We start from the raw sequence: 12,384 nt of genomic DNA on the forward strand, positions 1-12,384 counted from the left end.
ATGCAAAAATTGAAAATTAATAAAAATTATTTACTTTTAAAAAATTGGTGGGAGACTATTGACCTTAGCAACTATGAAAAAAGTTTTTTTAATAGAGAAATAATTTCTTTTAATCAACAACTTTTTAGGCTCAAAGAAAAAAAAATAAGAATTGGAGCATATGGCAAATCAGGCGTAGGTAAATCCTCTGTTTTAAATTCTTTATTAAAAAAAGATATATTCAAAACAGATATTATCAATGGGTCCACAAGAGAAATACAAAACGCAGAGTGGACACTTAAAGATCAAACGCTCAATAGTATAGAGTTGCTAGATTCGCCAGGATTTGATTTCTGCAATATTAAATTCACAGAGAAAATTTACTCTTGCATACATCATTCAGACCTTATTTTATTTATAGTTTCGGGAGATATAAATAGAAATGAATTAAGCGAAATCACCTCATTAATTAAGGATGGGAAAAAAATTATTATAATTTTAAATAAAATCGATCTTTTTAAAAAATATGAACTAAAGGAAGTAATAGAAAATATAAAATTAAAGCTTCCAAAAAATTTAAATATTCCAATTATTATGAATCATGAAAACAATCTTAAAAATTACATAACAAACATAATAAATCAACATGGAGAGATATTATTAACACTAAATTCTCTTCAATTAGCTGACAAATTGTTTCTGCAGATAAAAAAACAAAGGTTAAAAAGAAGACAGAAATTAGCTCAATCAACTATTGGTAAGTTTTCAACAATAAAGGCATCAGCGGTAGCTCTTAATCCTTTTATTTTGTTTGATGTTGCTGGTAGTTTTGCACTAGATACTGCATTGATTAGCGAATTAAGTAAAATTTATGACTTAAATTTGAAGAGTGAATCTACAAGGAAAATATTCAAAAATATATCTATCAATAATTTATTTTTGGGAGTTACTCAAATTGGTATGAATACATCTTTCAATCTTATTAAGAAAGTAATATTATTAACTGCACCTTTCACTAATGGGCTATCATTATTACCCTATGGACCAATAGCAGTTCTTCAAGCAGCAATTGCAGTGCATTCTACAAAAAACCTTGGAAGATTAGCAGCAAAAGAACTATTCATAAGAAGCAAAGTTTCATTTATAGAACCTTCTATTATGATTCAAAATATAACTTTTAAAGAACCAGAGATTTTTAACCACCTAAATATTTATTTATCAAATAGGAATTTAAATAATAATTTTGTAAGTTTTTTGCCTTAAAATCTAAAATGGAAAGAAGCATTGCATTATTTGGTACTAGTGCAGATCCACCTACCATTGGTCATAAACAAATACTTGAAGAATTATCTAAAATTTATTCTTTTACCATTAGTTATGTAAGCAACAACCCCAACAAAAATCACAAAGAGGTTATCTCAATTCGTAGCCATTTATTAAAAACTTTGATTGAAGATTTAGGTAATCCTAAAATTTTATTTAATCAAAGAATAAGTAGCCAATGGGCAGTAGAATCTATCAAAAAATGTAAAAAAATTTATGAGTTTAATAATTTAGATTTTGTTATTGGGAGTGATTTAATTAATGATATTTTCTACTGGAAAAATTTTGATAAAATTATAAAAGAGGTAAGTTTTTTTATAATTTTAAGAGAGGGATATCCTGTGGAATCAAATACTCTTAAAATGTTAGAAACTTATAAAGTAAAATTTAGGATTTCAAACATAAAAATCCCAAACATTTCAAGTTCAAAATTCAGATTAAATTTTAATTATTCTAATTTACCAACATCCTTAATAGATATTGTTAAGAAGAATAATTTATATGAACCCACTAAATTAGTTGAATGAAGTTTTTACTTGCTCAAATTAATCCAGTAGTTGGGGATTTAGAAGGCAATGCAAAAAAAATACTTTATATTGCTTCGCAAGCCTACTCAATTTCTGCTGATTTTGTTCTCACTCCAGAGTTGTCACTATGGGGCTATCCAGCTAATGACTTACTTCTAAAGAAAAATTTAATCAACAATCAATCTCAAATACTTCACCAATTAGCGTTAGATATTAATAAAAAATATGGAAACTTAAGCATCACAGTTGGAATAGCTGAGAGAATAAATGATTCTTTTTTCCCAAATCTTTATAATTCTATTGCTTTGATTGAGAACGGAGCATGGAAAATAATTGCTCGTAAAATTATTCTTCCCACTTATGAAGTATTTGATGAAAAAAGATACTTTAGATCAGCAGAAAAAGTTTCGATATTGATAAAAAAAATTAAAAATAAAAATTGGCGAATTGGTTTTACTATATGTGAGGATTTATGGGTCAACAAAGATATAGAAGGTAGAGGAATTCACAAAAAAAATCCTATTATTGATTTAAAGAAAAAAAAAGTTGATCTTTTAGTGAATTTATCAGCCTCCCCATATACCTTTAAAAAGTTAGAGCTGAGATCTAAAGTTTCCAGTTTTGCTGCTCAATATCTTCAAGTGCCCTTGATTTATGTGAACCAGATAGGCGCGAATGATAATTTAATTTTTGATGGGAATAGTTTTATTCTTGATAAGAATGGATCTAAAATTAAGCAATTAAAAGCTTTCTCAGAAGACCACTCCAGTTGGGAAATTGAGCAAACAAAACCTGAAAAAAATAAATTTGAAACCTCTGAAATATCATCAATTTTTGATGCATTAGTTCTTGGTGTTAGGGATTATGCTAAAAAATGCGGATTTAAAACAGCTTTAATTGGATTAAGTGGTGGCATTGATTCGGCACTAGTTTCGGCAATTGCGACGGCTGCTCTTGGCAGCAATAATATTTATTGTGTCTCAATGCCCTCTAAATGGAGCTCATCTCATTCAAAAAATGATGCGAAGGATTTAGCGATAAGATTAAAAATAAATTTCAATAGTATCCCAATTGAAAATTTGATGACCTCTTTTGAAGAATCTTTAATAAAAACCTTAACTTTCGAGATGGCTGAAATAACAAATCAAAATATTCAATCAAGGATCAGAGGAACGCTTCTGATGGCTTTAGCAAATCAAGAAAAGCATTTATTACTTTCAACAGGAAATAAATCGGAATTAGCTGTTGGATATTGCACACTTTATGGTGATATGAATGGAGGATTATCTGTAATTGGAGATTTATATAAAACTAATGTTTTTAAATTATGCAATTGGCTTGATGGTGAAGATTCAATTAATCATAGAAAATCATACATGTTAGACACTAATGTAAATATAATTGGAGAAAATATACGTACAAAAGCTCCAAGTGCCGAATTAGGTCCTGATCAATTAGATACTGATTCTCTCCCACCTTATTCCACATTAGATAATATTCTTAAAGGAATTATTGAAGAGAAAAAAGATTTAAAACAACTTGAAGAGGATGGTCATGAAAAAGAATTAATTTTAAAAATAATCTCACTTATAAAAAAAGCGGAATTCAAAAGAAAGCAGGCTCCCCCTATCCTTAAACTAAGCAGTCAATCATTAGGAAGTGATTGGAGATTTCCAATTGCAATATCTTATTAATCGTTATAAGAACATTTTTGGATTTTTTTTAAAGGCCGTTTAATTGAATTAATATTGATACCTTTTTTTATAGCAAGAATTATACCTGCAGCTTCTAAATAATTATTCACTTCATAAAGATTAGGATATTCAAAAAAATCATTACTCACTTTTAATGTATTTTGATTTTTTACCGAGATAATATTTAAACCTTTTTCAATACCTGCTAGTACTGCTTCTCCACCAAGCGCCCCATTAGGAACTACAATAGATTCGATTTGATTAGGGTGCAATGTGATTAGTTCATGATTATTAGGCAATTCAACAATGTCAGGCGCATTGCTTAACCCAATCAATACTGATGGTAAAAAGGTATATCCTATTTCTTCTGCAGCAGCGCGAGGATCTAAATTTTCATTCAACTCAATTGGATTCAAAGCTGGCGCGTGTGCACATGGAACTTTTAAAAATTTACTTATCAAATGACTTATAACTGCTTCCACCCCAGAAATAGGATCGATCCCTTTCCCCTCTCTGTAACTATTAGTTTCTTGAGAATCTGAATCATCTGGAAATTTTGCCACTATTGCTATTGCCGTTATTCCTTTATCTATTAAACATTTGCCAGCATCGATTAAAGCATCAGGATTCTCAATTATGCCACCACTGATTCTTGACGAATCAGAATCAATAACTATGCCTAAAGGTTTTTTTGTAATCACATAAGAATGAACATTAATGCCTAAAGTAGAAACGCAGGCATCAGCGACTTGTAAATGTCTTACTAATATTTCATTTTCAATGCTTGAATCAAAAATAATTCCAATTTTCTGTTCCTTTACGCTTTTAAGGGCAATTTCTCCTTTAGCAAGTCTGTCTAAACTATAACCCTCAACATAAAAAATATTTTGATCTTTTTCAGAAAGAGCCCCACCATTCATAACATTTGGATGAGTAATTAAACATCCACTTGCCGATGCTAATAATTTGGCGGTAGGTAGTGCATCGCCTGCGAAACCTCCTATCTCGCAACCTATACCAGTTGGAACAATGAATATTGTTGGTGAAATTTCCATTAATAAAAACTTCTCAATTTATATTCTTCTTTAATTAGCAAAGACAGCTTTAATTTTAAGTTTTTTTGCACCATAAGAGTCAATAGCATTTTGAATATCAACAATTGACCATCGAATTACTTTACCTTTATTTTCTAAATTTGCAAAAATAAATTTCCTTAAATTTTTTACTTCTATTGAAACTGGCCAATCCATGTAAAAATCAACTTCACTTAATTTCATTTTTGATACTTACCAAATTGATCATTATATAAATCATCTTCAACTTGATCACCAATTACGACATGCAAATCTGACTTAGGATATGCCACACACAAAAGGGCAAAACCTTTTTCTCTTAAATCATCATTTAATCCCATAGCATCTTCTTGCTCAACAATTCCTTCCAATATCCTGGATGCGCAACTTGTACAAACTCCTGTACAACAACTATTTGGTAAATCTATCCCATTCATATTTGCCGCTGAAATAATATCTTGATCTTCTGGACATGAAAACATAAAAGTTTTTCCACCAAATTTTACTTTGATATTATATTCAGACATATACTAAATTATTTTTTCTGTTAAACAGCTGAGCCTCCTACAACCTCTAATATTTCTTGAGTAATAGCAGCTTGTCTAGCTTTATTATAGGTTAGATTTAAGGTGCTTGCCAATTCTTTCGCATTATCACTAGCATTATTCATCGCAGTCATCCTGCATGCTAGTTCTGAAGCTGCTGACTCTTGAAGAGCCCTGAGTACCTGATTCTGTAAGTACAAGGGTAATAACGAATCTAATAGTTGATCAGGACTTTGTTCAAAGACAATATCTGAAGGCAACTTCTCTGAATCACTTTTTTCAATATTTGATTTTTCAACGAGTAACTTACTATCTTTAGTTGTTAACCTAAAAATTTCATCATTTTCATCTGCAATACCTTGAGGGTCTAGTGGTAACAATGTTTGAACTACTGGTGCACAGCTTACAAGAGTGATGAATTTAGTATAAATAATCTCTACCCTATCAGCATTTTCGGATAAAAATTCAGCTAAGACTTCACTAGTTATACCTTCAGAATCTTTTGCAGTTGGCACCTGTTCTAGCTCTTTAAATGTGGTTTTAATTATGTATCTATCTTTCCTATTTTGAAAGTAACCTATTGCCTTTTTACCAACTAAGATCAAATTTGGTTCATAACCTTGTTTAATCAACTCTGCATACCTAATCTCAACCTTCTTGATTATGTTGGTATTGTATCCTCCACATAATCCTCTATCAGCAGTTATGCATACCAAAGAAATTGTTTTAACATCTCTTTTGGATAAAAGAGGAGAATCTACAGCTTCAAACTGTACTCTCGATTGAATATTTTCTAAAACTCGAGCAAGTTTATCTGCAAAAGGTCTACTCTTAAGAACTTGATCTTGTGCCCTCCTAACTTTTGCAGCTGCAACTAATCTCATTGCTTCTGTTATTTTTCGTGTGTTTTTAACAGAAACAATTCGATCTCTAATTTCTTTAAGATTTGCCATGATAATTCCTTAAATAAATTTAAACTGTGGCAAGCATTGAAGATTTGACTTCTTTTATGACCTCTTTGAGTGTTGCTTCTAAGCCATCATTTAATTTCTTCTCTTTAAGAATCTCCTCAATAAATTCTGCTTTATTCAACTTAAGATATTCTCTAAGTTCAGCAGCAAATTTAGTTACGTCTTCCACGGGAACTTCGTCAATAAGACCTTTAACACCTGCATACACAACTGCAACTTGTTCTGCGAGATTTAATGGTGAGAATTGTGCTTGTTTTAGCAACTCTCTTAATCTTTTCCCTCTTTCTAGTTGTTGTTGAGTAGCCTCATCAAGATCAGAAGCAAATTGAGAAAATGCAGCTAATTCATCAAATTGAGCTAATTCTAATTTAAGTGTTCCAGCAATTTTCTTAATTGCCTTTGTTTGAGCAGCTCCTCCAACTCTACTAACTGAAATACCTACATTAATAGCTGGTCTTAATCCTGAGTTGAATAAATCTGCACTTAAGAATATTTGTCCATCCGTAATTGAAATAACATTTGTTGGAATATAGGCAGAAACATCACCAGCTTGGGTTTCAATAATTGGTAATGCTGTCATTGAACCACCGCCCATATCATCAGATAATTTTGCTGCTCTTTCAAGTAGTCTGCTATGACAATAAAAAACATCTCCAGGATAAGCTTCTCTTCCTGGTGGTCTTCTTAAAAGGAGAGACATTTGTCTATAAGCTTGAGCTTGCTTAGTTAAATCATCATAAATAACTAGTGTTGCTTTGCCTTGGTACATAAAGTGTTCAGCTATTGCAGCACCAGTATATGGAGCCAAGTATTGTAAAGCTGCTGCTTCAGATGCTCCTGCACTAACAACAATGGTATAATCAAGGGCTCCTTTTTCTCTTAAAACCTCAACCACATTTGCTACAGACGCTGATTTCTGACCGATAGCAACATAAACGCATACGACATCTTGACCTTTTTGGTTGATTATTGTATCAATCGCAATTGCAGATTTTCCAGTTTGTCTATCACCAATTATAAGTTCCCTTTGACCTCTTCCCACAGGAATCATTGCATCAATAGAAGTTATACCTGTTTGCATTGGTTCATGTACTGATCTTCTTTTGATAATTCCAGGAGCCATTTCCTCGATCAATCTTGTATCACTTGTAGGAATTTCTCCCTTACCATCTATTGGCTGACCTAGAGGATTAACTACTCTTCCCTGCATTGCCTCGCCAACAGGAACAGAAGCTATTTTGCCTGTAGATTTAACATTACTTCCTTCTTGAACGCCCAGTGCTTCGCCCATTAAAACGGCTCCAACATTATCATCTTCAAGGTTTAAAGCTATACCTTCGGTACCATCCTCAAATTCCAATAATTCACCAGCCATGACCTGATCTAAGCCATATATTCTTGCAATGCCATCACCTATTTGCAGAACAGTTCCTACATTGCTTACACTTACAGATTGGTCATAATCAGTTATTTGTTGTTTTAAGATTGAACTGATTTCATCAGGGCGTATAGATACCATGGATTTAAGAATTTAAGGTTGATTTAAAAGTTACTTGGATAGTGACAACCCAAGTTTTCTAATTTGTGAAGCAAGAGAAGCATCAATTACTTTAGATCCTACACTTGCGACGAAACCACCAATAAGCGATGGGTCGATTTTAGTTACAAGTTCTAATTTTTGAGTTCCAGCGATATTGACGATCTTTTGGGTTATTAAACCTTTCTGTTCATCAGTAAGCTCGACTGCAGAAGTAACAGTTGCTAAAGCAATATTACTATTTTCTCGGTAAATCTCTAAAAATCTATTAAGAATAGATGTGAGAATTCCAATTCTTTGCCTATCAGCCAATAATTTTAAGAAATTTAGCAATGAAGAATTAACCTTATTTGAAAAGATTTCAATAATGATTTTCTTCTTAGCTTCAGTTTCTAAAATTGGCGAGGATAGTGCCTTTTCCAATTCAGGGGAATCATTTAATAATTCAAGAAGTTGTTTAACCTCTGAAACCATCTCTTCAGTTTGCAAATTTTCATTTACAACTTGAAGTAATGCTTCTGCATATGGTGTAGTAACTGAATTTAAAAGTGGCATTAGTTTACCTCAATATTATTAATTGATTGAGTTACCAAATTTTCTTGAGTTGTTGAATCAAGTCGATTTGGGAGAGAGTCTAAAGCTTTCTTAATTGCTAGTTCAACAGCCTCTTTTCGAAGTTGAGAAATTGCTCTGGATGCTTCAGAGCTTTCATCAGAGATTGCGCTTTGTTTAATTCGTGCCATCTCTTCAATTGCTTTTTTCTCACTTTCCATTCTGATCGATTCGGATCTTTTGAAGGAATCTGCTTTAATTTGACTAGCCTTCTCTTCTGCTGAAGATAAGTCTTTTTTTGCCTTATCTAGAGCTTTAGTAGCATTAACTAGTCGATCTTCGGCATCTTTTAATTCAAGAAGAATTCCTTCTCTTCTTTTTTGGAGCATTTTCCCTAGAAAACTAGGCAAAAATTTATATAGGCCAAAGACCACTACAGCCCAATTAAGGATATTAGTTTCGAATAAATTGAAGTTCAATCCAAAACCTTCTGTAGCTAAAAGAGTTAAATTCATTTTTCTAGAATCAATCTATTAACAATAAGTTCGCTTAGATCATCAGCCTGTTTAGAAAGTTGATCACGAGCAGCAGACGTCTGACTTTCAATTTCTAGTCTTGCTTTTTCTTTTGAAGCATTTGCTTCATTGTTAGCAAGTTCTAGCGCTTCTTTATAGAGCTTGTCAGACTCATTCTCAGCTTCGCCAACAATTCTTTGGGCTTCTGTACGAGCACTTTGAAGCTGAGTTAATAATTCAGCTTCTAATTTTTTAACCTCAGAAAGTTTATTTTTGGCCTCAATAATATTATTACTTACAAACTTTTCTCTTTTTTCTACAACATTGCCAACAGGCTTAAAAAAGAGAGAATTTAATATGTAAGTGAGCGCAACTACTTGTATCGCCATTAGTGGCAAAGTGGCATTTATATCAAATAATCCACCTTCTGTAGCACCAAAAAAATTAAAGGCCAACATATGATTCAGTTGAAGTTAAAAAATTAAATTTAAATATTGCTAATAAGGATTAGAAGCAATATTAACTTTTAGGAAAAAGGATTCGCAAAAAGTAGTACCAAAGCCACAACTAATCCGTAAATTGTTAATGACTCCATGAAAGCGAAAGATAAAAGAAGAGTTCCTCTGATTTTACCTTCAGCTTCTGGTTGACGGGCAATACCCTCAACAGCACCTTGAGCTGCGTTACCTTGTCCAAGACCTGGGCCAATAGCACCTAGACCAACTGCTAAACCAGCAGCTACAACTGATGCAGCGGAAGTAATCGAATCCATAATTTTGAAATAAAGAGCTTAATACTTGTGATAATCTTTGTTGTCATAAACGCTTGGACATCCTTTCTTTTAAGAATGGGTCTGATATTTTTCAGACCTACGCAATTAGATATCTTGCCAGATTACAGACCCTTTGTAAAAGCGTCTGAATGTATAAGAAGAAAGCTAATGATGTTCTTCAACAGCTTCTCCAATGTAGTAGGCCGCTAAAGTTGCGAAAATCAATGCCTGAATTGCACTAGTAAATAATCCTAGGAACATAACAGGTATTGGGAGAATGAGCGGAACTAAAAAGACTAGAACACCAACAACAAGTTCATCAGCCAAAATATTTCCAAATAGCCTGAAAGAGAGTGATAAAGGTTTCGTAAAGTCCTCTAGAATTTTGAAAGGAAGCATAATCGGAGTTGGGTGAACATAGTATTCGAAGTATCTCCAACCCTTATTGCTTAACCCTGCATAGAAATAAGAAAGTGAAACCAATAAAGCCAAGGCTATAGTGGTATTGATATCTGCAGTAGGCGCTCCTAATTCTCCACTTGGTAACTTAATCAATCTCCAAGGAATTAAAGCTCCTCCCCAATTACTAACAAAGACGAATAAAAATAAAGTACCTATAAATGGCATCCAATCTCTATAAACTTTTTCACCTATTTGCGTCCTAGCAAGATCTCTTATGTAATCCCAGAGAAACTCAAGCAAGTTTTGAAGGCCTTTAGGATCATTTTCCATTTTTTTAGTTCCTAAAGAAATAAAAACTAATAACGCTCCTAATAAAATCCAAGATGTTAAAAATACCTGCCCATGAAGTCTGATATTTCCAATTTGCCAATAAAGATGTTGACCAACTTCTAATGCTGCAAAATTTGTTAGCAAGGAATTAAAAAGCATTTGTTTTGAATAAAAAAATTTACTTAAGAACGTGAAAAATAAAGAATGAGTGAAGGCTTATAAATGAAAAAACCTATCATTGCAGGAAAAATATCCAAAGATCCTAGCTTGCTCGCAAAAATAAAGAGGCAAACTGGAACTAAAAGTTGCAATTTTGATACACCTGATGATTCTTTACCAAGTTTCCCTATACTTTTGGCAAGCAAACGTAAGTAAAAAATACCAGAAATTGCACCTATAAAAATACTAAAACCAAAAGTAAATCCTAGAAAAATTCCAGTTATTGATGCTAATAAAATAGAAACAATAAAAGTAATGCCAAAAATTGTTAATTGCAATTTTGTGTATTCATCATTTTGAGAAAGCAAATTATCTATTTGATTGGCAATGCCAGATTTACTTTCTTTAATGATCGAATTATTCAGGGATTGAGGAAATTGAACATTCTTATTGGAAGGATGCTCAAGTTTTTTTCTATTTGAGTCCACTGATGTGAACATAGTTTAGAAATCCTCTCTGAATGGTTTGAAGTAAGTATATAAACTCACGGAATCTATCACGGAGAGGTACCTTTTAGCTAGTTTTTTTCTACAAAAAATTAATTCTTAAGATTTACGATGAATCTGTAGACCGTATTCTTCAAAAATAAAATTTATGAAGATTAATCTTTTTAATTGCTTTAACACTTTAAAACGTTAATAAAAGACTTGGCAAAATCTCAATTAAACGTCTCAATAGTACATACTACATCTAAAAAAATTGGAGATAAGTCAAGAAAAAATAAAATATAAAAGAATTTCTAAAAGAAAAAAAACCTTTAGTTCTAATTACAAAAAAAATCTAAGCAATGTAACAGAGTCTATAGTTCCCCTACCTTGGACGATATGGCCTTATGAGGCAAAAATTCTCATTGTCCTCATTGGAATTTGGTCGATATTAGGAATATGCATACTAGGATCATCAAGTTGGTGGGTGGCTAGTAGGGAAATGGGAAATTGGGCTTACTTCTTAAAAAAACAAATTATTTGGACAATTCCAGGAATTGGTCTATTTTATTTCGTTCTTAATACAAACATTAGAAATCTTTTAAAGTTTTCAAGAATTATTTTTTATATTTTATTCTTTTTGATTTTCCTTACCAATTTTACTGGAATTACAGTTAATGGATCTTCAAGATGGCTAGTGCTTGGCAATTTACGTCTGCAGCCATCTGAATTAATTAAACCTTTTCTAATTCTAGAAGCTTCTAACCTTTTCGCACATTGGAATCTAGTAAAGAATGATAAAAAATTAATTTCAATAATATCCTTTGGTTTATTAATTTTATTAATACTAAAACAGCCTAATTTAAGTACTGCATCACTAACTGGAATTCTTCTTTGGGTAATGGGTTTATGCGGAGGTGTAAAACTTAGCTCTCTTTGCTCATTTGCTTCAATAGGATTCATTACTGGATGTATTAGCATCCTTAATAACGAATATCAAAAACTTAGAGTTACTTCATTTATTAATCCTTGGAAAGATCAACAGGAAAGTGGATTTCAATTGGTTCAGAGTTTATTAGCTATAGGTTCAGGTGGTCTATTTGGCGAAGGTTTTGGACTGTCTATACAAAAATTACAGTATCTACCGTTCATGTATACAGATTTTATTTTTGCCATTTTTGCGGAAGAATTTGGTTTGGTGGGGTGTACTTTATTCTTAGGATTTTTAGCAATATTCTCTTATATAAGCCTCATAATTAGTCTTAAGTGCAGAAACAACTATACAAAATTAGTTGCTATCGGATGTGGTGTATTGTTGACAGGTCAATCAATAATGCATATTGCTGTAGCAACAGGTTCAATGCCTACTACAGGCTTACCACTACCTTTCATTAGTTATGGTGGCAATTCATTAATAGCGTCTTTTTTTATTGCAGGGATGTTAGTGAGATGTTCATTAGAATCAACAGGATTGATTGGTATGATTAGTACACGAAAGACTCTTAATTAGTTAGAATTTA

At 32.2% G+C, this 12,384-nt stretch carries 15 protein-coding genes; 4 read left to right on the forward strand and 11 right to left on the reverse strand.

What is annotated here, in order from left to right; genetic code table 11:
* From PMT9312_RS07925 to PMT9312_RS07935, 3 genes are read left to right on the forward strand one after another with little or no spacing between them, the layout of a single operon-like run.
* Positions 1-1,242 carry a DUF697 domain-containing protein gene (locus tag PMT9312_RS07925; RefSeq protein WP_011377080.1) on the forward strand — a complete coding sequence of 414 codons (1,242 nt, stop codon included), beginning with the start codon at positions 1-3 and terminating at the stop codon, positions 1,240-1,242.
* Positions 1,243-1,250: 8 nt separating this feature from the next.
* On the forward strand, positions 1,251-1,829 hold the full coding sequence (locus PMT9312_RS07930; protein ID WP_011377081.1) for a nicotinate-nucleotide adenylyltransferase: 579 nt from the start codon (positions 1,251-1,253) through the stop codon (positions 1,827-1,829).
* Positions 1,826-3,523 carry an NAD+ synthase gene (locus PMT9312_RS07935; RefSeq protein WP_011377082.1) on the forward strand — a complete coding sequence of 566 codons (1,698 nt, stop codon included), beginning with the start codon at positions 1,826-1,828 and terminating at the stop codon, positions 3,521-3,523. The genes PMT9312_RS07930 and PMT9312_RS07935 overlap by 4 nt, the downstream gene beginning before the upstream one ends.
* Here PMT9312_RS07935 and PMT9312_RS07940 read toward each other — a convergent pair.
* From PMT9312_RS07940 to PMT9312_RS07990, 11 genes are all read right to left on the reverse strand, one after another.
* Positions 3,520-4,578 carry a DUF3326 domain-containing protein gene (locus PMT9312_RS07940; RefSeq protein WP_011377083.1) on the reverse strand — a complete coding sequence of 353 codons (1,059 nt, stop codon included), beginning with the start codon at positions 4,576-4,578 and terminating at the stop codon, positions 3,520-3,522. The two genes, PMT9312_RS07935 and PMT9312_RS07940, sit on opposite strands and share 4 nt — an antisense overlap.
* A gap of 30 nt (positions 4,579-4,608) precedes the next feature.
* Entirely contained in the window at positions 4,609-4,800 is a 192-nt protein-coding gene (locus PMT9312_RS07945) for a hypothetical protein (RefSeq protein WP_011377084.1), read from the reverse strand.
* The gene (locus PMT9312_RS07950; RefSeq protein ID WP_011377085.1) at positions 4,797-5,123 is read right to left on the reverse strand and encodes a 2Fe-2S iron-sulfur cluster-binding protein; all 327 of its coding nucleotides are present in this window, start codon (positions 5,121-5,123) and stop codon (positions 4,797-4,799) included. Before PMT9312_RS07950 ends, PMT9312_RS07945 begins: the two co-directional genes overlap by 4 nt.
* Positions 5,124-5,143: 20 nt before the next feature.
* Positions 5,144-6,094: a F0F1 ATP synthase subunit gamma gene (locus tag PMT9312_RS07955; RefSeq protein WP_011377086.1), complete on the reverse strand. Its 951-nt coding sequence runs from the start codon at positions 6,092-6,094 to the stop codon at positions 5,144-5,146.
* Between the two features lie 19 nt (positions 6,095-6,113).
* Positions 6,114-7,631 (reverse strand): F0F1 ATP synthase subunit alpha, encoded by a 1,518-nt coding sequence (atpA, locus tag PMT9312_RS07960; RefSeq protein ID WP_011377087.1) that lies wholly within the window; start codon positions 7,629-7,631, stop codon positions 6,114-6,116.
* 30 nt (positions 7,632-7,661) lie between these two features.
* Positions 7,662-8,204, reverse strand: coding sequence for an ATP synthase F1 subunit delta (gene atpH / locus PMT9312_RS07965; protein WP_011377088.1), 543 nt, complete (start codon positions 8,202-8,204; stop codon positions 7,662-7,664).
* Positions 8,204-8,716 carry a F0F1 ATP synthase subunit B gene (locus PMT9312_RS07970; RefSeq protein ID WP_011377089.1) on the reverse strand — a complete coding sequence of 171 codons (513 nt, stop codon included), beginning with the start codon at positions 8,714-8,716 and terminating at the stop codon, positions 8,204-8,206. The genes atpH and PMT9312_RS07970 overlap by 1 nt, the downstream gene beginning before the upstream one ends.
* The gene (locus PMT9312_RS07975) at positions 8,713-9,174 is read right to left on the reverse strand and encodes a F0F1 ATP synthase subunit B' (protein WP_011377090.1); all 462 of its coding nucleotides are present in this window, start codon (positions 9,172-9,174) and stop codon (positions 8,713-8,715) included. The genes PMT9312_RS07970 and PMT9312_RS07975 overlap by 4 nt, the downstream gene beginning before the upstream one ends.
* A 68-nt stretch (positions 9,175-9,242) precedes the next feature.
* Positions 9,243-9,488: an ATP synthase F0 subunit C gene (gene atpE / locus PMT9312_RS07980; protein ID WP_002805169.1), complete on the reverse strand. Its 246-nt coding sequence runs from the start codon at positions 9,486-9,488 to the stop codon at positions 9,243-9,245.
* Positions 9,489-9,653: 165 nt separating this feature from the next.
* A complete protein-coding gene (gene atpB, locus PMT9312_RS07985; protein ID WP_011377091.1) occupies positions 9,654-10,379 on the reverse strand; it encodes a F0F1 ATP synthase subunit A in 726 nt (241 codons plus the stop codon).
* A 23-nt stretch (positions 10,380-10,402) separates the two neighbouring features.
* Positions 10,403-10,879 carry an ATP synthase subunit I gene (locus PMT9312_RS07990; protein WP_011377092.1) on the reverse strand — a complete coding sequence of 159 codons (477 nt, stop codon included), beginning with the start codon at positions 10,877-10,879 and terminating at the stop codon, positions 10,403-10,405.
* Between the two features lie 259 nt (positions 10,880-11,138).
* Between PMT9312_RS07990 and PMT9312_RS07995 the strand changes: the two genes are divergently transcribed.
* On the forward strand, positions 11,139-12,374 hold the full coding sequence (locus PMT9312_RS07995) for an FtsW/RodA/SpoVE family cell cycle protein (protein WP_011377093.1): 1,236 nt from the start codon (positions 11,139-11,141) through the stop codon (positions 12,372-12,374).
* Positions 12,375-12,384 lie beyond the last annotated feature (10 nt).

This window comes from Prochlorococcus marinus str. MIT 9312 (assembly GCF_000012645.1).
GTDB classification, from domain to species: Bacteria; Cyanobacteriota; Cyanobacteriia; order PCC-6307; family Cyanobiaceae; genus Prochlorococcus_A; species Prochlorococcus_A marinus_L.